The sequence below is a fragment of the Streptomyces sp. NBC_01214 genome, from assembly GCF_026340975.1.
Classification (GTDB): Bacteria; Actinomycetota; Actinomycetes; order Streptomycetales; family Streptomycetaceae; genus Streptomyces.
The window spans coordinates 2710430-2732616 of record NZ_JAPEOS010000001.1 but is presented as its reverse complement, the minus strand read 5'-3'; the positions used below and the strand labels follow the sequence as shown (position 1 = coordinate 2732616).

The 22187-nt window shown below is 73.0% G+C and carries 20 protein-coding genes; 13 read left to right on the top strand and 7 right to left on the bottom strand.

The window, feature by feature from the left end:
- A complete protein-coding gene (locus OG594_RS13060) occupies nt 1-1773 on the top strand; it encodes a SpoIIE family protein phosphatase (RefSeq protein ID WP_266598351.1) in 1773 nt (590 codons plus the stop codon).
- Between the two features lie 74 nt (nt 1774-1847).
- Here OG594_RS13060 and OG594_RS13055 read toward each other — a convergent pair whose 3' ends face one another.
- The 3 genes from OG594_RS13055 to OG594_RS13045 form a co-directional block, all read right to left on the bottom strand.
- A complete protein-coding gene (locus OG594_RS13055; protein WP_266598349.1) occupies nt 1848-3296 on the bottom strand; it encodes an amino acid permease in 1449 nt (482 codons plus the stop codon).
- Between the two features lie 210 nt (nt 3297-3506).
- Nucleotides 3507-5078: an APC family permease gene (locus tag OG594_RS13050; protein ID WP_266598347.1), complete on the bottom strand. Its 1572-nt coding sequence runs from the start codon at nt 5076-5078 to the stop codon at nt 3507-3509.
- A 103-nt stretch (nt 5079-5181) separates the two neighbouring features.
- Nucleotides 5182-6129, bottom strand: a complete 948-nt coding sequence (locus OG594_RS13045) for a hypothetical protein (protein WP_266598345.1) — start codon at nt 6127-6129, stop codon at nt 5182-5184.
- Nucleotides 6130-6393: 264 nt separating this feature from the next.
- Between OG594_RS13045 and OG594_RS13040 the strand changes: the two genes are divergently transcribed.
- Nucleotides 6394-6819: an ASCH domain-containing protein gene (locus OG594_RS13040; protein ID WP_266598343.1), complete on the top strand. Its 426-nt coding sequence runs from the start codon at nt 6394-6396 to the stop codon at nt 6817-6819.
- Between the two features lie 84 nt (nt 6820-6903).
- Here the strand turns inward: OG594_RS13040 and OG594_RS13035 are convergent, their stop codons facing one another.
- Nucleotides 6904-8559 carry an FAD-binding dehydrogenase gene (locus tag OG594_RS13035; RefSeq protein ID WP_266598341.1) on the bottom strand — a complete coding sequence of 552 codons (1656 nt, stop codon included), beginning with the start codon at nt 8557-8559 and terminating at the stop codon, nt 6904-6906.
- An 85-nt stretch (nt 8560-8644) separates the two neighbouring features.
- Here OG594_RS13035 and OG594_RS13030 point away from each other — a divergent pair, with 85 nt between their 5' ends.
- The 8 genes from OG594_RS13030 to OG594_RS12995 all read left to right on the top strand — a co-directional run bounded on the left by OG594_RS13030 (nt 8645) and on the right by OG594_RS12995 (nt 15214).
- Nucleotides 8645-9166: an NUDIX hydrolase gene (locus OG594_RS13030; protein WP_266598339.1), complete on the top strand. Its 522-nt coding sequence runs from the start codon at nt 8645-8647 to the stop codon at nt 9164-9166.
- Between the two features lie 9 nt (nt 9167-9175).
- Nucleotides 9176-9574, top strand: coding sequence for a YidH family protein (locus OG594_RS13025; RefSeq protein WP_266598337.1), 399 nt, complete (start codon nt 9176-9178; stop codon nt 9572-9574).
- Complete coding sequence (locus tag OG594_RS13020; protein WP_266598335.1) at nt 9571-9888, top strand: DUF202 domain-containing protein; 318 nt, start codon at nt 9571-9573, stop codon at nt 9886-9888. The genes OG594_RS13025 and OG594_RS13020 overlap by 4 nt, the downstream gene beginning before the upstream one ends.
- A gap of 86 nt (nt 9889-9974) precedes the next feature.
- The gene (locus tag OG594_RS13015) at nt 9975-10271 is read left to right on the top strand and encodes a hypothetical protein (protein ID WP_266598333.1); all 297 of its coding nucleotides are present in this window, start codon (nt 9975-9977) and stop codon (nt 10269-10271) included.
- A 139-nt stretch (nt 10272-10410) separates the two neighbouring features.
- Nucleotides 10411-11322 (top strand): MBL fold metallo-hydrolase, encoded by a 912-nt coding sequence (locus OG594_RS13010; protein ID WP_266598331.1) that lies wholly within the window; start codon nt 10411-10413, stop codon nt 11320-11322.
- Between the two features lie 182 nt (nt 11323-11504).
- Nucleotides 11505-12581 (top strand): phosphotransferase family protein, encoded by a 1077-nt coding sequence (locus OG594_RS13005; RefSeq protein WP_266598329.1) that lies wholly within the window; start codon nt 11505-11507, stop codon nt 12579-12581.
- Between the two features lie 11 nt (nt 12582-12592).
- Nucleotides 12593-13825: an acyl-CoA dehydrogenase family protein gene (locus OG594_RS13000; RefSeq protein ID WP_266598327.1), complete on the top strand. Its 1233-nt coding sequence runs from the start codon at nt 12593-12595 to the stop codon at nt 13823-13825.
- A 189-nt stretch (nt 13826-14014) separates the two neighbouring features.
- A complete protein-coding gene (locus OG594_RS12995) occupies nt 14015-15214 on the top strand; it encodes a S8 family peptidase (protein WP_266598325.1) in 1200 nt (399 codons plus the stop codon).
- 110 nt (nt 15215-15324) lie between these two features.
- Here the strand turns inward: OG594_RS12995 and OG594_RS12990 are convergent, their stop codons facing one another.
- The 3 genes from OG594_RS12990 to OG594_RS12980 form a co-directional block, all read right to left on the bottom strand.
- Nucleotides 15325-15930: a TetR/AcrR family transcriptional regulator gene (locus OG594_RS12990; RefSeq protein ID WP_266598323.1), complete on the bottom strand. Its 606-nt coding sequence runs from the start codon at nt 15928-15930 to the stop codon at nt 15325-15327.
- Nucleotides 15931-15998: 68 nt separating this feature from the next.
- Nucleotides 15999-17873: a class I adenylate-forming enzyme family protein gene (locus OG594_RS12985; RefSeq protein ID WP_266598322.1), complete on the bottom strand. Its 1875-nt coding sequence runs from the start codon at nt 17871-17873 to the stop codon at nt 15999-16001.
- Nucleotides 17870-18643, bottom strand: coding sequence for an SDR family oxidoreductase (locus OG594_RS12980; RefSeq protein ID WP_266598320.1), 774 nt, complete (start codon nt 18641-18643; stop codon nt 17870-17872). Before OG594_RS12980 ends, OG594_RS12985 begins: the two co-directional genes overlap by 4 nt.
- A gap of 86 nt (nt 18644-18729) precedes the next feature.
- Between OG594_RS12980 and OG594_RS12975 the strand changes: the two genes are divergently transcribed.
- The 3 genes from OG594_RS12975 to OG594_RS12965 all read left to right on the top strand — a co-directional run bounded on the left by OG594_RS12975 (nt 18730) and on the right by OG594_RS12965 (nt 22153).
- Nucleotides 18730-20049 (top strand): DUF1343 domain-containing protein, encoded by a 1320-nt coding sequence (locus OG594_RS12975; RefSeq protein WP_266598315.1) that lies wholly within the window; start codon nt 18730-18732, stop codon nt 20047-20049.
- An 83-nt stretch (nt 20050-20132) separates the two neighbouring features.
- Nucleotides 20133-21458 (top strand): serine-threonine protein kinase, encoded by a 1326-nt coding sequence (locus tag OG594_RS12970; protein ID WP_266598313.1) that lies wholly within the window; start codon nt 20133-20135, stop codon nt 21456-21458.
- Between the two features lie 95 nt (nt 21459-21553).
- The gene (locus OG594_RS12965; protein ID WP_266598311.1) at nt 21554-22153 is read left to right on the top strand and encodes a hypothetical protein; all 600 of its coding nucleotides are present in this window, start codon (nt 21554-21556) and stop codon (nt 22151-22153) included.
- Nucleotides 22154-22187 lie beyond the last annotated feature (34 nt).

Here is a 22187-nt window from a genome sequence, read left to right as displayed (position 1 = left end):
GTGACGTGGGCTGAGGGTGCCGGCCCTCGTCCGCTGTTCGGCCAGGACGCGGACGAGGTGGTCGCCGCCGCCCTGGCGGGTGATCCGTCCGATGTGGACCGGCTGGTGCGCGAGTACCGGCTGCTGCGGCAGGTCCTCGACGGGGCCCGGGCGGGGATCGCCCTGCTCGACACCGACCTGCGCTACCTGTACGTCAGCCCGCACATGGCCGTGATGAACGGCCTGCCCGCCGAGGCTCTGCTGGGGCGGACGCTGAACGAGGTCCTGCCGGACGTCGAGCGCCCCGACGAGGTGCTGCACGAGGTGCTGCGGGACGGGCGACCCCGGGAGCTCGTCCTGGAGGGCCGCACCCTCGCCGATTCCCCGTACGAGTCGCGGGTGTGGCGGGGGACCTACCACCGGCTGGAGGAGGACGGGCGGGTGCTGGGGCTGGCGGGGATCGGCCTGGAGGTCAGCGCCCCCAGGGAACGGCAGCGGGAGCTGTCGCGCACCAACCGGCGCCTGCTCATGCTGGACACCGCCGCGGTGCGGGTCGGCACCACCCTCGACGTGGACACCACCTGTCGTGAGCTGAGCGAGTTCCTGGTTCCCGGGCTGGCCGACGCCGCGAGCGTGGAGCTCATCCCGCGGGAGGGACCGGGCGGGGAGCTGCCCGCCGGCGGGGCCCTGCGGCTGCGGCGGGTCGCGGTGGCCTCGGTACGGGAACTTTCGGCGCGGGTGCGGGTGCTCGGTGCGGCCGGGGAGCACGTGGACTACCAGCCCGGCTCCGCGGTCAGGCAGTGCCTGGAGAGCGGTGAGCCCTGGCTGGGCAACTTCTCGTCCGACGAGGCCTTCAGCCGGGCGGCACCGAGCGCGGACCGGGTCGCCGCGTACCGGGAGGCGGGCATCCACTCGGGTGTCGTGGTCCCGCTGATCGCCCAGGACCGCCCGATCGGCACCCTCACGCTGGTGCGCGCCGGGGATTCGCCGGCCTTCGGGCTCGAGGACGTCGTCGTGGCTCGCACCCTGGCGGAGCGGGCGGCCGCCAGTCTCGCCAAGGCAGAGCGGTTCGCCCGGGAGCAGGGGATGGCCCTCGAACTGCAGCAGGCGCTGCTGTCCGAGCCCACCTTCCCGCACGACGACCTCGAAGTGGCCTCCCGCTACCTGCCCTCCGGCACGGGGGTCCTGGTGGGCGGGGACTGGTTCGACTGCCTGGCGCTGCCCGGCGGCCGGACCCTGCTGGTGATGGGCGACGTGATGGGACACGGGGTCGAGGCGGCGGTCGCCATGAGCCACTACCGTTCCCTCATCCGTGCGCTGGCCGCGTCCGGGAACGCGCCGGCGGACATCCTGCGCGAGGCGGACCAGGTCGTTTTCGCGGGCGGTCTGGACCGGGTCGCCACTTGCTTGCTCGTCCTGGTCGATCGGGCCGCCGGGGCGTGCGTCCACGCGAGCGCCGGGCACCTGCCCGCCATGGTCATCGGCCGCGGGCGGGGCCCGTTCCTGGCACCGGTCCCGGTGGGCCCGCCGCTGGGCACCGGCTACGGCCGGTACGAGGAGGCGTCCTTCGCGCTCAAGCCGGGTTGTGTCCTGATGCTCTTCACGGACGGCCTGGTCGAGCGCCGGGGCGAGGACATCGACGCCTCGCTGCAACGCCTCACCGGCATTCCGCTACCGGTGGACGGGGCCCTGAACGAGGTCATCGACACGGTGCTCGCGGCGCTGCGGGTCACCGACGCGGAGGACGACGTCACGGTCCTGGCCGCCCGCACCGCCGGACGGCGCGGGCACTAGGCCGTCCCTGGGGTCGATGTGGCGAAGCCCCCGCGCCGGACGGGTCCGGTGCGGGGGCTTCGACGGTCGCGGGATCAGCGGCGGGTGGTGGCGAGTTCGGCCACGCGGCCGCGGACCAGGTACCAGCCGCCGACCAGGGCGGCGCCGATGACCGGGACGAAGAGGACCGTGGTGCGGCCGACGCCGCCGTCGCACCACATCAGCACCAGCACGGCGAGCAGGAACACCAGGGTGACGATCTGGGTGTACGGGGCCCAGGGCAGGCGGTACGAGGGGCGCTCCACGAGGCCCTGCTGGGCGCGGCGCCAGAAGAACAGCGAGCAGATCATGACCATCGCCCAGGTGCCGAGGATGCCCAGCGAGGCGAAGTTCAGGACGAGCTCGAAGGCGTCCTTCGGCATGAAGGCGTTCAGCCCGACGCCCGCGAGGCCGAAGGCGGCGGTGAACAGCACGCCGCCGTAGGGGACCTTGCCCTTGTTCATGACGCCGGTGAACTTGGGGGCGGAGCCGGACAGGGACATCGAGCGCAGGATGCGGCCGGTGGAGTAGAGGCCGGAGTTCAGGCTGGAGAGGGCGGCCGTCAGGACGACGAGGTTCATGACGCCGGCGGCGCCGGGGACGCCGAGCTTGTCGAAGACGGTGACGAAGGGGCTCTGGTCGGAGCTGTACGCGGTGTAGGGCAGCAGGAGGGCGAGGAGGACGACCGAGCCGACGTAGAACAGGCCCACGCGCCACATGATCGAGTTGATCGCCTTCGGCATGATCTTCTCGGGGTTCTCGGTCTCGCCGGCGGCGACTCCGCAGAGCTCGACGGAGGCGTAGGCGAAGACGACGCCCTGGATCACCAGGAGCATCGGGAGGACGCCGGAGGGGAAGATGCCGCCGTTGTCCGTGATGTTGGCGAGGCCGGGGGTGGTGCCGCCGATGTCGTGGCTGGTGGCGACGAGCCAGATGCCGACGATCAGGAAGACGACGAGGGCGGCGACCTTGACGAGCGAGAACCAGAACTCCATCTCGCCGAAGTACTTCACCGAGATCAAGTTGGCGGTGAGCACGATGGCGAGGGCGATGAAGGCGAGGACCCACTGGGGGACGTCGGTGAACAGCGACCAGAAGTGGGCGTAGGTCGCGGCGGCCGTGATGTCGGCGACGGTGGTCGTGGACCAGTTCAGGAAGTACAGCCAGCCGGCCGTGTAGGCGCCCTTCTCCCCCATGAACTCACGGGCGTAGGAGACGAAGGCACCGGAGGAGGGCCGGTAGAGGACGAGCTCGCCGAGTGCCCGGACGACGAAGAAGGCGAAGACGCCGCACACCGCGTAGGCGATCGCGAGGGAGGGGCCGGCGCCGGCGAGGCGGCCGCCCGCGCCGAGGAAGAGGCCGGTGCCTATGGCCCCGCCGATCGCGATCATGTTGATGTGGCGGGACTTGAGGTCCTTGCTGTAGCCCTCGTCTCCGGCGTCGACATGGCGGGTCGGCGCCGGGGCGGGTGCCTCGGTCAAGGTGCGGTCACTCAGGTCACTCATGTGGGACTTCGCCTTCGTGGGTGGGACAAGGCAGGCCCGGGCCGCCGCGCAGGGGGCTGGGTGGTGTCCCCTGTGCTGCGATCCGGGTGGTTTGGTCGCAACAGGAGACCATGAGGCTCCTCTCCCCTCCAAAAGCACCCCCTGCACGCCGAAGCCCCCGACGACCATGGAAACGGTTGCCGGGGGCTTCGTAGGGGCTGGAAAGCGAGGTCAGTCGCCCGGGGTGCCCTCCGCCGCCTGGTCGAGGCGGAAGGCCTCGTTGCCCAGGCCGATGCGGGCGTGCACCTCGGGACGGCTGCGGCGCAGCAGGGCTCCGTAGGCCAGGCCGACCACGACGGCGGCGCCGATGATGCCGGGCAGCACCCAGCCGAGCGCGGAGCCCTTCTCGGCGCCGACCAGGACGCCGAAGTCCTTGACGGTGTAGACGGCGATGGCCAGCAGGGCGAGGCCGGCGGCGCCGGCCGCGACGAGGCGCCAGACCTGGGCGCCGGCGGTGCCGCGGCGGACGAAGAAGGCGATGACGGCGAAGGAGGCGGCGGCCATGAGAAGGGTCACGCCGAGGGCGCCGACGCTGCCCATCCAGGTGAACAGGTGCAGTACGGGGGTGGTGGGGTCGGGCGGCTGCACCGCGACGGCCGGGTCGGCGGGGGCCTTGTCCTCGGTGAGCGCGAAGGCGATCACGACGAGGGCGGCGATGCCGGTCTGGAGCAGGGAGCCGGTGGCGGGGGCGCCGGTGCCGGCGTTGGTGCGGCCGAAGGCGGCCGGGAGCAGGCCCTCGCGGCCCATGGCGAAGGCGTAGCGGGCGACCACGTTGTGGAAGCTGAGCATGGCGGCGAACATGCCGGTCACGAAGAGGACGTGCAGGACGTCGGTGAAGGTGGTGCCGAGGCGGCTCTCGGTGAGCTGGAAGAGCAGGGTGGGGCCGGCCTCGGCGGAGGTCTTGACGACCTCGGAGGGGCCGGTGGCGACGGTGAGGGCCCAGGCGCTGACGGCGAAGAAGAGGGCGACGAAGCCGACGGCGAGGAACATCACGCGCGAGACGACGATGTGCGGCTTGCTGGTCTCCTCGGCGTAGACCGGGGACTGCTCGAAGCCGACGAAGGCGGCGATGCAGAAGCACAGGGCGGTGCCGAAGCCGGCTCCGCCCAGGGTCTCGGGGTTGAAGGCGTGGAGCGAGAGGCCTTCGGCGGCCGGCTTGCCGAGGGCGGCGACGTCGAAGACGACGACCAGGACGCACTCGACGAGGAGGAGGACCCCGAGGACCTTCGCGTTGAGGTCGATCTTGAGCCAGCCGAGCGCGCCGGTGACGGCGACGGCGAGGAGCGCCGGTATCCACCAGGAGAGTTCGGTGTCCAGGTAGGTGGCGAAGAGGCCGGATATTTCGAAGCCGAGGATGCCGAAGACGCCGACCTGCATGGCGCTGTACGCGACGAGGGCGACGAGGGAGGCGCCCGCGCCGGCGGTGGGGCCGAGGCCGCGGGCGATGTACGCGTAGAAGGCGCCGGCGTTGTGGACGTGCCGGCTCATCTCGGCGTAGCCGACGCTGAAGAGGGCGAGGACGGCGCCGAGGATGACGAAGAGCAGGGGCTGGCCGACGACGCCCATGACGCCGAAGGTCGTGGGCATGACACCGGCGACGACCATCAGGGGCGCGCTGGCGGCGAGCACGGACAGGAGCAGCCCCGCGGTGCCGAGGCGGTCGGCGCGCAGGGCCCGGTCCTGGCCCTTGTACGTACGGATCTCGGCCGGGTCTTGGAGCGTGGAGGGTCTGCCCGTCGGCATGGCGGCGTCCTTTCGGGGGCGTGGTGCTCGGGGATGGGCGTCTTTCTTGGGGGGCGCTCGCAGGTGTCGTCCGGCCGGTGGCGTCCGGCGGGCGGCGCGGCGGTCAGGCCGTGCCGAGGGCGACGCCGCGGGCGGCGAGGAAGGCCTTGTGCGGGTCCCGGTCCGGATAGGACCAGGGGGCGCGGGTGGCATGGCTGCCGATGCGGTGGAAGAGGGCGGCGGCCTCGGCGGGGCGGCCCTCGCAGAGTTTGGCGTGGGCGAGGAAGTTGAGGTCGACGCGGTTGCGGGGGTGGTCCTCGCGTTCCCACTCCAGCCACCAGTCGAAGGCGGAGCGCAGGACCTGGCGGGCGCGACGGCCCGCCCAATGGGCCGCGGCCGACTCGGGCGAGTGGCCGTGCGTGGCGGCCAGCACGCGGTACCGCTCGGCGTGCGCGACGACCGGGAGCACGGCGAGCGGGGAGTCGGCCGGGGACTCCTCGGCGGCCCAGGACGCGAAGTCGTAGACCTCGTGGAGCGGGTCCCGGCCGGAGCCGAGGGCGCGTTCGGCCAGTCTGGCGACCATCAGGTGATGGGCGTGGTGGTGCTCGCGGTGACGGGCCCGGACCTGGTCGAAGTGGCGGCTGAACTCCTCCTCGCTGCCGAAGGCGCGGGAGAGGAGGAGCAGTCCGAGCCAGGGGGTCGGGTCCGCCGGGTGCAGGGCTGCGGCCCGGCGGCAGGCCTCCTCGGCCGCGGCCGGGGTGCCCTTCTGGCGCAGGGCGGTGAAGACGGCGGCGCAGGCGAGCAGGGTGGCGGCGTCGGCGCTCTCCGGTTCGGCGAGCAGCCACTCGCGGGCCCAGGCGGTGGCCGCCGGGGTCTGCGCGAGGACGATGACGCGGTGGCCGCGGCGGTCCCAGTCGTCGCCGGTGCCGACCAGGAGGGCGCGGGCCCGGGCCCACCGCCCCTGGGTGAACTGGGAGCGCACGTCCACGAGTTCGGCGTCGCACAGGGCCGGGTCGAAGAGCTGGGCGTCCCGCTTGCGGGCGCGGCCGAGGGGCGGCGGAGGCGGGGACATCCGCGGGTTTCCCTCCAGGACGCGGGTGGACGGGGGGTGTGGCGGCCGGATGCCCGCGCGAGGCGCACGCGAGGGGTTCGGCCGGGCGGGTCGGGGATCGCGACGGTGAGCGCGTCGGTGATCACGCACAGCAAAGCGGTACGCCCAGCTCCGCGTCAAGGTCCAGTCCACTGCGTGGCGGGTTTCAACTGCTCTGAGGGTGGTGCGAGTTGAGGAGGACTGGCCGGATCTGTGGGTGTCCGCGCCATCTCGTAGGGTGGCCGCATGACCACCCACGACGATCTTCCCCCGTATCTGCTGGGGTTCCCCGGTCCCCTGCGCGACCAGCTGGTCGCGGCCGTGCTGAGCGGGGCGAAGACCAGCACCACCGGCCTGCTCGCGGAGTACGAGGCCGAGGACGAGCCACTGCCGCGGCCCGGCGCCCGGTCCCTCCTGGTGGATTCCGCGGAGCGCGGGGTGGCGGTGGTGGAGGTGACCGCCGTGGAGGTGCTGCGGCTCGGGGACATCGGGCTCCAGCACGCGCTCGACGAGGGCGAGGGGTACGCGTCGGTGGCCGAATGGCGCACGGCTCACGAGGAGTTCTGGCACAGCGAGCCGGTGCGCGGAGCGATCGGCGATCCGGGCTTCACGGTCGACGACGACACCTTCGTCATCGCGGAGCGGTTCCGGGTCACCGAACGGCTGGTCTGACCGGTCTGACCGTCCTGACGGTCAGACGGGTCAGACGGGTCAGACGCCCGGACGGCGGCCGTCGCACCTCGCGGGCGGGCGGCGTCAGCCGACGGCCCGGGCCGCGGCGCGGCCCGCCGCCCGGCCCGAGAAGATGCACCCGCCGAGGAAGGTGCCCTCCAGGGCCCGGTACCCGTGCACCCCGCCACCGCCGAATCCGGCCGCCTCGCCCGCCGCGTAGACGCCCGGCAGCGGTTCGCCGGACGCGGTCAGGACGCGCGAGGAGAGGTCGGTCTCCAGGCCGCCCAGGGACTTGCGGGTCAGGATCGACAGCCGTACCGCGATCAGCGGCCCGGCCTTGGGGTCCAGGATCCGGTGCGGGGCGGCCGTGCGGATCAGCTTGTCGCCGAGGTACCTGCGGGCGCCGTGGATGGCGGTGACCTGGAGGTCCTTGGTGAAGGGGTTGGCGATCTCCCGGTCGCGGGCCACGATCTCGCCCCGGACGGTGGCCTCGTCGAGGAGGTCCTCCTTGGTGACCGCGTTCATCCCGCGGACCAGGGCGGACAGGTCCCGCTCGACGACGAAGTCGGCGCCGTTGTCCATGAAGGCCCGGACCGGGGCGGGTACGGCCTGGCGCGCGCGGGTGAAGACGTCGCGCACCGACTTGCCGGTCAGGTCCGGGTTCTGCTCGGAGCCGGAGAGGGCGAACTCCTTGCCGATGATGCGCTCGTTGAGCACGAACCAGGTGTGGTCGTGGCCGGTCTTCATGATGTGGTCGAGGGTGCCGAGGGTGTCGAAGCCGGGGAAGAGCGGTACGGGCAGCCGCTTGCCGGTCGCGTCCAGCCACAGCGGGGAGGGGCCGGGCAGGATGCGGATGCCGTGCCGGGCCCAGATCGGGTCCCAGTTCTGGATGCCCTCGGTGTAGTGCCACATCCGGTCCTTGTTGATGTGGCTGGCGCCGGCCCGCTCCGCGATGCCGAGCATCAGACCGTCGACGTGCGCCGGGACCCCGGAGAGCATCCGCTGCGGCGGGGTGCCGAGCCGAGCCGGCCACTGTGCGCGGACGAGGTCGTGGTTGCCGCCGATGCCGCCGCTGGTGACGATCACGGCCTGGGCCCGCAGGGTGAAGGTGCCGGTGGCCTCGCGGCTGCTGGCGGTGCCGCGCACGGCGTCGGAGGGTTCCAGGACCTCGCCCGTCACGGTGTCCACCGCGCCGGCCGTGGCGGAGAGCCCGGTGACCCGGTGGCGGAACGCGAACCGGACCAGGCCGCGGGCCACCCCCGCCCGCACCCGCCGCTCGAAGGGCTCCACCAGGCCGGGGCCGGTGCCCCAGGTGATGTGGAAGCGGGGTACGGAGTTCCCGTGGCCGTTCGCGTCGTAGCCGCCGCGCTCCGCCCAACCGACCACCGGGAAGAAGCGGACGCCCCGGGCGTGCAGCCAGGAGCGCTTCTCGCCGGCCGCGAAGTCGACGTAGGCCTCGGCCCAGCGGCGCGGCCAGGCGTCCTCCTCGCGGTCGAACCCGGCGGTGCCCAGCCAGTCCTGGAGGGCCAGCTCGTGACTGTCCTTGATCCGCATCCGGCGCTGTTCGGGCGAGTCCACGAAGAACAGCCCGCCGAAGGACCAGTGCGCCTGGCCGCCGATGGACCGCTCCGGCTCCTGGTCGAGCAGGATGACCTTGCGGCCCGCGTCGACGAGCTCGGCGGTGGCCACGAGCCCCGCGAGTCCGGCTCCGATCACGATCACGTCTGCGTCGTACGTCATGCGGTTACCCGTCCTCCGTCGGTGGTGGGGCAGATCCTTGGCTACGGAGCGGTAACCAGTCAACAGCGGTGATTGGATGACCCGTATGAGTGCCGCAGACGAAGTGCTGGACGTGGTGGACCGGGACGACCGGGTCGTCGGACAGGCCCCGCGGGGCGAGGTGTACGCCCGGGGGCTCCTCCACCGTTGTGTGTTCGTGCAGGCCAGGGATGCGCAGGGGCGGATCTTCGTACACCGGCGGACCGCCTCGAAACTGGTCTTCCCCGCGCACTACGACATGTTCGTGGGCGGGGTGCTGGGCGCCGGCGAGGGCTACGCGCAGGCCGCGCTGCGCGAGGCCGAGGAGGAGCTGGGGGTGCGGGGGCTGGCGCAGCCGACGCCGTTGTTCAAGTTCCTGTACGAGGGCCCGGGCGGGGCCTGGTGGTCGTACGTGCACGAGGTGCGGTGCGAGCTGCCCGTGGACCCGCAGGTCTCGGAGGTCGACTGGCACGCGTACCTCACCCAGGAGGAACTGGACCGGCGGGTGGACGGCGGGGAGTGGGCCTGGGTGCCGGACGGGCTGGAGGCGTACCGGCGGCTGCGCGCGCATCCGGAATCCCGCTTGTAGATTTATCGGGTGATCGACTTCGTCAAGGACGTGCGCCTCTGGTTCGCACCCTCACGGTTGAGGGACGAGGGCGAGACCCCGGACTACCGCTTCTCGCTGGCCAACGAACGGACCTTCCTCGCCTGGATCCGGACCTCGCTGGCCCTGGTGGGCGGCGGTTTCGCCGTCGACCAGTTCCTGCCGGACCTGCGCTGGGGGGTGCGGGTCGGGATGGCCTTCACGCTGCTCGCGGTGGGCGCGGCCTGTGCGCTGCGGGCGGTGAACCACTGGGTGCGGTGCGAGCGGGCGATGCGGCGGGGCGAAGACCTGCCGCTGTCGCGCTTCCCGGTGGCGCTGAGCCTGGGCGTGGGGCTGGTGGCGGTGACGATGGTGGCGGTCGTACTGCTGGGCTGGACGACGGGCCGGTGAGCACCCCGGGCTCGGATCGCGATGCCGGGTTGCAGCCCGAGCGGACCCGGCTCGCGTGGCGGCGTACGACGCTGGCCTCCTCGGTGGTGGCGGTGCTGGCGCTGCGGCAGGCGCTGCGCGGGACGGGCGCGCCGGTGGAGCTGGCCGGGGTGGCGGCCATCGCGCTGATCTGGCTGGCGTTCTTGTGGGTGGCCCACCGGCGGATCCGGGCGCTGGCGGCCGCCCGGCCGCGGGACCTCGCGCCGCGGGCGGCCCTGGCGGTGGTGGCGTGCACGGTGGCGTTGGCCGCTTTCGCGATCACGGTGGTCTTCTGAGCCACCGGCCGGTGTGATGATCGCGCTTCGCCGCGCCATTGCGACACAACGGGCGATGTCCGGCAATTCGCACTAACCTCGGCGCCATGACGACCCTGCACCACGAACACCCCACGCACCAGCACACGCACGGCGCGGACTGCGGGCACCAGGCGGTCTCGCACGGCGACCACGTCGACTACGCGCACGACGGCCACCTGCACCGGGAGCACTCGGGACACTGGGACGAGTGCGAGCCCAGCGGGCACACCACGCACGAGGGCCACGCGCACGCGCACGGCGCGGACTGCGGGCACGAGGCGGTCCGGCACGGCGATCACGTGGACTACGTGCACGACGGGCACCGGCACGCGGAGCACGACGGACACTACGACGACCACTGACCGTACCCCTGACGGGCACCACTGACAGGTGCGGACGACCGGACTCCCGGTCGGTCGGGAGCGACATCCCCCCTCCCCCGGCGCTGCAACGGCTGGCAGGATGCCGACCGTTCGTCACAGCGACCCGGGGAGAGCGCAGATGTCCGCCGAAGAGCCGTACCTCGTCCAGCCCGCACCGGGGGTGTACGCCTACGTCCAGCCGGACGGCGGCTGGTGCCTCAACAACGCCGGATTCGTGACCGACGGGGACCGGACCCTGCTCGTGGACACCGCCGCCACCCAGCGGCGCGCCCTGGCCCTGCGCGCCGCGGTCGTGGCGGCCGGGGCGCCGCTCCCCCGCACCGTGGTCAACACCCACCACCACGGCGACCACACGTACGGGAACGGCGTTTTCGCCCCCGAGGCGCTGGTCCTGGGGCACGACAACGCACGGTCCGAGCAACTCGCGGCCGGGCACCAGCTGGAGCTGATCTGGCCCGCCACGGACTTCGGCGCGATCGACATCGTGCCGCCCGATCTCACCTACAGCGACCGGGCGACCTTGCACGTCGGCGCGACGGAGGTGCGGGTCGTCCACCCGGGCGTCGCGCACACCACCGGCGACTCGGTCGTGTGGCTGCCCGGCCAGCGGGTGGTCTTCACCGGCGACCTGGTCTTCGCCGGGGGGACGCCGTTCCTCGCGATGGGCTCGCTCGCCGGCTCGTTGCGGGCGCTGGAGCTGCTGCGTTCGCTGGACGCGGAGACCGTCGTACCGGGCCACGGACCCCTGACCGACCCCTCGGCCTACGACTCCACCGAGCGCTACCTGCGGTACGTGGACGAACTCGCCCGGGAGGGGCGGGCGAAGGGGCTGTCCCCGCTGGAGGTGGCCCAGCAGGCCGATCTCGGCGAGTTCGGCTCCTGGCGGGAGAGCGAGCGGCTGGTGGCGAACGTGCACCGGGCGTACGCGGAACTGGCCGGCCGGCCGGAGGGCGCGCCGCTGGACATCCTGGCCGTCCTGAGGGACATGACCGTGATGAACGGCGGAACACCGATCCTCTGCCACGCCTGACGGCACCCGGCACCGCCGGATGTCGCCGGATGTCGCCGGGGGTCGCCGGATTTCGCCGGTCGGAGAGTTTTCTTTCCGCCCGGCCTCTGGACGACATACCGACTGGTCGGCATGATGGCTCGCGGCGGTGCTCCGACGCACCGTCGCCCTTCCCCTCGTCGACACGCACGGAGGTGCGCCCCATGACCTCAGCCCCGGCCGACCCGCGCGGCCTGGACCTGGAGCGGCTACGCGGTCATCTCGACCGGGTACGACCCGAAATGGTGGCCGGGGCGCTGCGCGGCCGGCTCATCGAGGGCGGCCGGTCGAACCTCACGTACGAGATCACCGACGGAACCGCCCGCTGGGTGGTCCGCCGGCCGCCGCTGGGCCACGTACTGGCCACCGCGCACGACATGCGGCGCGAGCACCGGGTGATCGAGGCGCTGCACGGCACGGCGGTGCCGGTGCCCGAGCCGTTGCTCCTGTGCGAGGACGAGGCCGTGCTCGGGGCTCCGTTCTACGTCATGGAGTTCGTGGACGGGGTGCCGTACCGGACGGCCGAGCAGCTCGCCGCGATCGGCCCGGAGCGGACCCGGCGGGCGGTACTGGGCCTGGTGGACACCCTGGTCGACCTCCACGCGGTGGATCCGGAGGCGGTGGGCCTGGGTGACTTCGGCCGGCCCGAGGGCTTCCTGGACCGGCAGCTGCGCCGCTGGGGCAAGCAGCTCGCGGCCTCCCGGGGCCGGGAGCTCGCCGGGATCGACGAGCTGCACGGCGCGCTCGGCCGGACGCTGCCCGACTCCCCCGCCCCGACCGTGGTGCACGGGGACTTCCGGCTGGACAACGTCCTGATCGGCGGATCCCCGTCCGGCGCCGACACCGTCCGGGCGGTGCTGGACTGGGAGATGTCCACGCTCGGGGATCCGCTGACCGACCTCGGGCTGCTGGTGATGTACAGCTCGGACCTGGGCATGACCGGATCGCCGGTCAGCACGACGAGCGGGGCGCCGGGCCATCCGACGCCGGCCGAGCTCGTCGAGCGGTACGCCGCCCGCTCGGGCCGGGACACCGGGGCGATCGCCTGGTACACGGCCTTCGCCTGGTTCAAGCTCGCCGTGATCCTCGAGGGCATCCACTACCGCTACACGCTGGGACAGACCGTCGGGGCGGGCTTCGACCGGATCGGCGAGCTGGTCCCGGTCTTCATCGAGCACGGACTGACCACGCTCCAGGACCGCCAGGACGGCCCGGACCTCCAGAACCGCCAGGAAGGCTGAGGCACCCACCCATGGATTTCGCATTCGACGCCCGGACCGAGGAACTCCGCGAGCGGCTGCTCGCGTTCATGGAGGAGTACGTCTACCCGGCGGAGCCCGTCGCCGCCGAGCAGCGCGCACGGCTGGCCTCGCCCTGGGACACCCCGGCCGTCTTCGGTGAACTGAAGGCCGAGGCGCGCCGCCAGGGCCTGTGGAACCTCTTCCTCCCCAGCGCCGAGCACGGCGCGGGTCTGACCAACCTCCAGTACGCACCGCTCGCCGAGATCACCGGTCGCAGCCCGCACCTGGCGCCGATGGCGACCAACTGCGCTGCCCCGGACACCGGGAACATGGAGCTGCTCGCCCAGTTCGGGAACGAGGAGCAGAAGAAGCGGTGGCTGGAGCCCCTGCTGGCCGGAGAGATCCGCTCCGCCTTCGCGATGACCGAACCCGAGGTGGCCTCCTCGGACGCGACGAACATCGAGACCCGCATCGAGCGCTCGGCGGACGGTGACGAGTACGTGGTCACCGGCCGCAAGTGGTTCATCTCCGGGGCGATGAACCCGCACTGCGAGATCTTCATCGTGATGGGCAAGACCGACCCCGAGGGCGCCGATCCGCGCCGTCAGCAGTCGATGGTCCTGGTGCCGCGCGACACCCCGGGGGTCGAGGTGCGCCGGGCCATGACGGTGTACGGGTACGAGGACCACGACCACGGCGGCCACGCCGAGGTGGTCTTCGACGGGGCCCGGGTCCCGGCGGCGAACCTGATCGGCGAGGAGGGGTCAGGCTTCGCCATCGCCCAGGCCCGGCTCGGCCCGGGCCGCATCCACCACTGCATGCGGCTGATCGGGATGGCGGAGCGGGCCGTCGAGCTGATGTGCCGGCGCGCGGTGGAACGTACCGCCTTCGGCAAGCCGCTGGCCGCGCAGGGCGTCGTGCAGAACTGGATCGCCGACGCCCGGGTGACGGTGGAACAGCTGCGGCTGCTGGTGCTGAAGACGGCCTGGCTGATGGACACGGTCGGCAACCGGGGCGCGCACACCGAGATCCAGGCCATCAAGATCGCGACCCCGCGGGCGGTGGTGCGGATCCTGGACGACGCGGTGCAGCTGCACGGCGCGGGCGGGGTGAGCCAGGACTTCCCGTTGGCCGAACTGTGGGCGGCGGCGCGGACCCTGCGGCTGGCCGACGGGCCGGACGAGGTGCACCAGCGGTCTTTGGCGCGGCGGGAGTTGAAGCGGTACGCGGCTGAGCGCCCGTGAACGTGTGGGAATCGTGCGGGAGTTCACGTGAACCTGTGTACGAGGTGAAGGCGGTGCGGGGGACCCTTTAAGGAACCTTGTTGAACAACCCCATAACCCCTAGGCGTTCTTGATTTGCGCCTGTCAATCGGAAGAGGGTTCTCCAGAAGGTCTGACGCCCCCAACGTCAACACGAGGAGAACCCTCCAGATGGCAACTCACAAGCGCTCGCGCGGTTTCCGGTACGCGGCAGTCGGTACCGGAGCGGCCACAGCGGCCGCCGTGGCCCTGCTCGCCACCCCCCTCGCGGGAGCGGCGACCCCGGCCGAAGGCACGGTGTACGGCCTCGGCGCGCCCGGCGCGATCAGCGGAAGCTACGTCGTCATACTCGACGCATCCGCGAACAAGGAACAGCTCGCCCGCAAGTACGGGGGCGAGCTGAAGCGCTCCTACAGCTCCGGGGTCAACGGATTCTCGACCACGGGCATGAGCGAGACAGAGGCGAAGCGGCTCGCCGCGGACCCGGCCGTCGGCAAGGTCGTGCAGAACAAGAAGTTCACCATCAACGCCACCCAGACCAACCCGCCCTCCTGGGGGTTGGACCGGATCGACCAGACCGCTCAGGCGGGCGACAAGAAGTACACGTACCCCGACGGCGGCGGCGAGGGCGTGACGGCGTACGTCATCGACACCGGCGTGCGCACCACCCACAAGGACTTCGGCGGCCGCGCGTCGTCCGGGTTCGACGCGGTGGACAACGACGACAGCGCCGACGACGGCAACGGCCACGGCACGCACGTGGCCGGGACCATCGCGGGCACCTCGCACGGCGTCGCCAAGAAGGCGAAGATCGTCGCGGTGCGGGTGCTGGACGACAACGGCTCCGGCAGCACCGAGCAGGTGGTCGCGGGCATCGACTGGGTCACGCAGAACCACAAGGGCGCTTCGGTGGCCAACATGAGCCTGGGCGGCGGCGCCGACGAGGCCCTCGACGAGGCGGTGCGCCGGGCCGTCGCCGCGGGCGTCACCTTCACCGTGGCGGCGGGCAACGAGTCGGCCGACGCCGGTCAGGGCTCGCCGTCCCGGGTCAAGGAGGCGATCACGGTGGCGTCAAGCACGATCGACGACGAGCAGTCCTCGTTCTCGAACTTCGGCTCCGTGGTGGACCTGTACGCGCCGGGCTCGGACATCACGTCCACCTGGAACGACAGCGACACGGGGACGAAGACCATCTCCGGCACGTCGATGGCGGCCCCGCACGCGGCCGGCGCCGCGGCAGTCTACCTGGCGGGGCACCCGTCCGCGACCCCGGCGCAGGCGGCCGCGGCACTGACGGGGGCGGCCACGTCCGGGGCGGTCACCAACCCGTCGGCGGGCACGGCGAACAAGCTCCTGAAGGTGGCCCCGTAGTCAGCGGCCCCTAGCCGACGGCCCGTAGTCCCCGGCCCGTGCCCGTCGGGCGCCGGAGGGGCTACGGGCCCTCGGCTTCGGACTCGGGGCCCTCGGCTTCGGGCTACGGGCTACGGACGCAGCGCGCGCAGCAGCAGGTCGGCGAGGTGATCGGCGACCTGCTGCAGCGTGAGCGGGCCGTCCGCCCGGTACCAGGTGGACAGGTGGTGGACGGACCCGAAGTGGTAGTCCACCACCAGGTCGGCGGGGGTGGCGCTGGAGAACACGCCCGTACGCTGCCCCTCCTCGACCAGGGCCCGGAAGCGCTCGTGGTAGCGCCGGCGCTCCGCCCGCACCTGCTTGGACTTCTCCGGGCTGAGCTGGTGCATCGACCGGAAGAAGATCATCGCGTCGTCGAGGTTCTCGATGGTCGTGACGACCACGTCGGCGGCCGCCGTGCGCAGCCGCTCCTCGACGGGCGCGTCGGAATCGGCCACCGCGTCGAGGCGCTGCTGCTGGAGCCGCAGCATCCGCGCGTACACCTCGTGCAGCAGGTCGTCCTTGGACCCGAAGTAGTGGTAGAGCGCACCCTTGGTCACTCCGGCCGCCTCGACGATCTCCTGGACCGAAGTGCGGTCGTAGCCGCGCTCGGCGAACAGCCGGGTGGCGACGGCCAGCAGCCGCTGCGGTACCGGGGCCTCGTGCGTGCCTGCGGGTTCCGTGGTCCGTGCCGCCATGGCGCTGGCCTTCCCTTCCTCGTTCCTGCCTGGTCACCGCGACCAGCTGTACGACCGTCCGACTGTTTTCAGCCGCGATCGCGCAGTTCCCGTCGCAGGATCTTGCCACTGGTCGTCTTCGGAAGGACAGGCAGGATCTCGACCTGGCGCGGGTATTTGTACGCGGCGATGCGCTCGGCGCAGTAGGCGGCGAGCTCCGCCGGCTCCACCGAGGTGCCGGGACGCAGGCTCACGTACGCCTTCACGCTCTCCCCGCGGTACGCGTCGGGGACGCCGACCACGGCGGCCTCGCGGACGGCGGGGTGGGTGTAGAGCACGTCCTCGACCTCCCGCGGCCAGACCTTGAAGCCGGAGGCGTTGATCATGTCCTTCTTGCGGTCGACGACGTAGAGCCAGCCGTCGGGGTCCATGAATCCGACGTCGCCGGTGCGCAGTTCGCCGTCCGGGAAGGCCTCGGCGGACTCCGCGGGCAGGCCCCAGTAGCCGGGCACCACCTGTGGGCCGCGGACGGCGATCTCACCGGTCACGCCGAAGGGGACCTCGGCGCCCTGCTCGTCGAGGATGCGGACCACGGTGTCGGCGCCGGGCAGGCCGACGGAGAGGGTGCCGGAGGCGGGGTCGACGGGGGCTTCGCGGTGCACGGGCACGCTGGCGCACGGGGCCGTGCACTCGGTGAGGCCGTAGCCGTTGCGGAGGTAGAAGCCGAAGGCGGTGCGCAGGCGCTCGACGAGCGCGGGCGGGAGCGGGGCGCCGCCGGAGGAGATCACCTGGAACGAGGCGAAGTGGTCCGGGGTGACTTCGGGGTGGGCGGCGAGGGCCATGAAGGCGGTGGCCGGGCCGACGGTGTAGGCCGGGCGGTGCTCGAGGAAGGCGTCGAGGACGGCGCCGGCGTCGAAGCGGTGGGCGAGGACCAGGGTGCCGGCGTTGGCGAGGCAGGCGGCGAGCTCGCAGACCATGCCGGTGATGTGGAAGAGGGGCGCGAGGGCGAAGTAGGTGGCGCCCTCGGGGAGGGGGTGGGAGGTCACCTGCCGGACGGCGTTGTAGGTCAGCGCGCCGTGCGGGTTCATCGCGCCCTTGGGGGTGCCGCTGGTGCCGGAGGTGTAGCTGATGAGGGCGGTGTCGGCGGCGGTGAGGTGCGGGTCGTCCGGCGCGGGCCGCCTGCCGCGGGCCACGGTGAAGAGGTCCGCGGTGCTGGGGCCGACGGCGGGGGCGGCGGGGGCGGCCGCGGCGAGGTCGGCGGTGTCCGGGTCGGCCGGGTGCTCCCGGTCGTACCCCGCGTCGAGCCCCGCGCCGAGCCCCGCGTCGAGCGCGTCCGCCTGGGCGGGCACGAACGGCCGGGCGGGGGCGGCGGCCCGGTCCGGCGCGGGGCCGAAGACGCGCGGGTCGTCGCGCGTCTGGAAGTCCAGGTCCGACGCGGTCAGCACGGTCCGCACGGCGCTGTCCCGCACCACCCCGCGCAGGTACGCCGTCCACGCGCCGCCGTCGCAGACCAGGGCGGCGGCCCCGGAGTCGCGGAGGACGTGCCCGACCTCGCCGGACTTGTACATGGGGTTGAGCGGGACGACGACGGCCCCCGCCTTCCATGCCGCGAGGACGGCGAGCACGAAGTGCGGGGTGTTCTGCAGCATGACGGCGACCCGGTCCCCGCGGCGGATGCCGCGCGCCGCGAGGTGGCCGGCGACGGAGTCGGAGAGCTCGTCCGCCTCGGCGTACCCGATCCGGCCGTCGAAGTAGGCCAGGGCGGTGCGTTCGGGAGCCCGGGCGACGGCCTCGCGGAAGGCGTGCAGCACGGTGGGCGGCGGCGCGACGGGCGCCCGCTGGACCGCGGCGAGCAGCCCGAGCCACGGCTTGGCGGCGTACCGGGAGGCGTCGGTGGGGGTGGAGGAGTCGGAGGAGCCAGAGGCGGACCGGGCAGCGCCGGAGGTGGACCGGGAACAGGTCACCGGGTCTCCCATTTCTGCTGGAGGTGGTTCATGCCGCTCAGCCAGCGGTCCGGCTCGGTGGCGCGGGCGGCGTAGAAATCGGCGACCTCGGGGTGCGGGAGGATCAAGAACCGGCCCTTCTCCATGCCGTCGAACAGTGCGTCCGCGACCGCTTCCGGCTCGATCGCGGTCGGCGCGAGCACGAGTTCGCCCGCCGAGCCCGCGGCGGTCAGCATGTCGGTGCGCACCCCTTGCGGGCAGATGGCGTGGACCTGGACCCCGCGGTGGCGGTAGGTCAGCGAGAGCCATTCGGCGAAGGCGAGCGCACCGTGCTTGGTGACACTGTACGGTGCCGCTCCGATCATGGTCAGGAGCCCGGCGGCCGAAACGGTGGACACGAAGCGGCCGTTCTCCCGCTCCAGCCAGTCCGGCAGCAGCGCTCTGGCGGCGCGGACGTGGGCCATGACGTTGGTGTCCCAGGCCGCTTCCCAGACGGCCTCGTCGGCGAAGGCGTCGCCGCCCGAGGCGAGCCCGGCATTGGCGCAGTAGACGTCGACCGTGCCGCCGAGGGCCTCGCGGGCCTCGGCCACGATCGCCGAGGCGTCGCCCGGCACCGGGATCGCCCGGGCGCCGATCGCGGCCGCGACCGCGGCGGCCTTGGCCGGGTCGAGGTCGTTGACCACCACCGTGGCGCCCTCGGCCGCGAAGCGGTGCGCGAGGGCGGCGCCGATGCCGCCGCCCGCGCCGGTGACGACGACTCGCTGGTCCTGGTACGCGCTCACGGGGTCCACCTCTCGTGCGGCCGGATGCCGGATCGCGGGCAGACTAACCGGTCGGTATGTCGAGAGGAAAGGGGCGCGACCCCTAGCGTTGCCGGATGACGGTGTCGCGACGCGGGGTGCTGGGACTGGCGGGGGCCATCGGATCGGCGGGCGCCCTGGGGGCGGCCGGACCACCCGGGTCCGCCGGGGCCGGCCGGGCCGGCGAAACCTCCCGGGCCTCCGCGGGTGGGGCGGGCGGGGCGACCGGGGCCGCGGCGGCGGCCGGACGGGTGCGTACCGGCTTCGAGCGGCTCGCCGCGGACGGGTACGCCGCACTGGCCGGACAGAAGGTCGGGGTGGTCACCAACCCCACCGGGATCACCGCCGACGCCCGGCACCTGGTCGACGTACTGCACGCGGACGAGCGGGTCGACCTGGTGGCGGTGTTCGGCCCCGAGCACGGCTTCCGCGGAACGGCCCAGGCGGGCGGCTCGGAGGGGGCCTCCCGGGATCCGGCGACCGGGCTCGCGGTGTACGACACGTACGGCAAGAGCGGGCAGAAGCTCGCGGACGTGTTCACGGCGGCCGGGATCGACACGGTCGTCTTCGACATCCAGGACGTCGGGGCGCGCTTCTACACCTACGTCTGGACCCTCTACGACTGCATGCGCGCGGCCGCCCTCGCCGGCAAGACGGTGGTGGTGCTGGACCGGCCCAATCCGGTGGGCGGCAGGCGGGCCGCGGGCCCCGTGCTGGAGCGGCCGTACGCGAGCTTCGTCGGCCGCGAGCCGATCGCCCTCGCACACGGGATGACGGTGGCCGAACTGGCCCGGCTCTTCAACGGCGAGTTCCTGACGGACCGCCCGGTCGGGCTGCGGACGGTGGCGATGTCCGGATGGCGGCGGGAGTCGTTCTTCGGGGAGACCGGGCTGCCCTGGGTCCCGCCGAGCCCGAACGTGCCGACGCCGGACACGGCCCTCGCGTACGCCGGCACCTGCCTGTTCGAGGGGACGAACCTCTCCGAGGGGCGCGGGACGACCACGCCCTTCGAGGTGGTCGGTGCGGAGGGGATCGACCGGCGGTGGGCGGAGGCGGCGAACGCGCTGGGGCTGCCGGGGGTGTGGTTCCGGGAGGCGTACTTCACGCCGACCTTCTCCAAGCACGTGGGGAAGGTGTGCGGCGGGGTCCGGCTGATCGTGCACGACCGGGCGGCCTTCGACCCGGTGCGGGCCGGGATCGGCCTGCTGGTCACGGCGCGGCGGGTGTGGAGCGGCTTCGGCTGGCGCGCGGACCACTGGATCGACCGGCTCACGGGCTCGGACCGGGTGCGGACGCTGGTGGACGCCGGGGCGGACCTGGACGAGGTGGCGGGTGACTGGGCGGCGGGGCTGGCGCGCTTCGCGGCGGTGCGCGAGGAGTACCTGCTGTATCCGTGATCCGAGCGCGTCGGGGGGCTGGCCGGGCGGGCGCCGCAGCAGGATGCTGGCTGCACCGGAGGCACGGCGTGAAGGGGGACGTCATGACGGACGTCGGTGGCGGGTTCGGGATCGGGGTCGGGGTCGGGGTCGGGGTCCGGCCGTACGCGGAGCTGACCTTCGACTCCGAAGGGGACGTGGATCGGGTCACGCAGGGTGCGGTGTCCCGGATGGAGGCGACCGACCTGCTGGTCTTCGCGCACGGCTGGAACAGCGACCGGTCCACGGCGACGCGCCTCTACGACCGGTTCTTCGCTCCCTTCCAGGAACTGGTGGGGTCGGGGGTGCGCCTGGGGTACGTGGGTGTCGTATGGCCCGCGATGCGGTTCTCCGACGAGCCGATACCGGACTTCGACCCGCCGGGCGTCCTCGCGGAACCGGGCTCCGCCAGCGCGCTGGACCCGCTCACCCGCCGGGCGCTCGGGGAGTTCTGGCCGGAGCGACGGGCGGAGCTGGACAGGGTGGCGGAACTGCTGGAGGAGCAGCCGGATTCGGCGTCCGCCTTCATCGAGTTCGGGGCCCTGGTGCGCGAGTTGGCGGGGGTGGACGCGGTGCCCGCGGCGGTCGCGCCGGCGGTACCTGCGATCTTCACGGACGATGTGCTGGAGGTGTGCCGGGCCCTTTCCGTCGCCCTGGTCAGGGCGGGCGCGCCGGGCGCGGCCGATCCGGCGGGCCCCGACGGTCCGGGGCTCACGGTCGGCGGCGGGCTGCGCGGCCTGTGGGGCGGCGCCAAGGAACTGCTGCGACAGGCGACGTACTACAAGATGAAGAAGCGGGCGGGCGTGGTCGGCGAACGTGGCCTCGGCCCCGTGCTGGCCCAGCTGGCGGCCGCCCGTCCCGCCCTGCGGTTCCATCTGATCGGACACAGCTTCGGCGCACGCGTGGTGTCCTTCTCCCTGCGCGCGGTGCCGGACCGGGCCCGGTACGTGAAATCCGTGACCCTGCTCCAGGGGGCCTTCTCCCACTACGCGTTCGCCGACCGGCTGCCGCACGACAAGGGCGACGGCGGCGCCCTGCGCGGGCTCCAGCGCCGGGTCGACGGACCGGTGGTCGCCTGCCATTCCGCGCACGACTCGGCCCTCAGGGTCTTCTACCCGCTGGCCTCCCGGATGGCAGGCGATTCGGCCGGACTTCTAGGTTTCGACGAGCGGTGGGGCGCCATCGGGCACGACGGGGTCCAGGCGGTCCCGGGTGCGCCCCGGCTGAGCTTGGACACCGTGCTGCGCGAGGGGCTGCCCGCGTCCGGTTGCGTCAGTGTGGACACGGGCTCCGTGGTGCGGCGCGGCGGCGCCCCGTCGGGGGCGCACAGCGACATCTGCCACGAGGAACTGGCCCGGGTGGTGGTGACAGCGGGGCGCATGGGGCGCTGAGTTCTGGCCATGTGCCACCCGCACGCCTCGTCCGCCCCCGCATGCGCCCGCCTCCGGCCGGGCATGTTGGGCACATCGGTGGAGGTGATGGTGTGATGGCGGGATTCCGGAGTCTGGCCTACCAAGTGCGCGACGCGCGCAACGACCGGGCCCTGCGGCGCCACTCGCTGCGCCGCTGCCTGGAGCGGTTCGCGCCGTACGGGCACCGGGCCACGTGGTGGCACTTGTGCGACCGGCACGGGATCGCCCCGGAGGACCGGGGGGCCGATCCGTTGCGGCTGGTCGCCGCCCTGGAGGAGCTGGAGGACGCACGGGCGGTCTGGCTGGAGTACGAGCGCCAGTTCGCGGAACGCCGCCGGCGCGAGAAGCACCATGGACTGCGCCGCCCGGAGTGGGCGTGGGGCGGGAGCGGGGACGCGGTGGTGCGGTGCGCGGACCCGGGGGTCCGGCCGGAGGGGGCGCTGGGCGAGGTGCTGCGCAGGCTGGTGCGGGCACTGGAGTCGGCACCGGGCACGGCGTGTCCGGTGTGCGGGGACACCGAACTGCACTGGCCGGAGGTGGCTCCGGTCGGCCCCTGGGCGGGGGCGCTGGCCTGGGACGGGCCGGTGTGCGCGGGCTGCGGGATCGTGGTGCCCAGACCGGCCCTGGTGGACACCCCGGCGCTGCTGGGCATCCCCTCGGCGGGAGCGGCGTGAGAACGCCGGCGCCGATACCGCTGCCGTCGTCGGC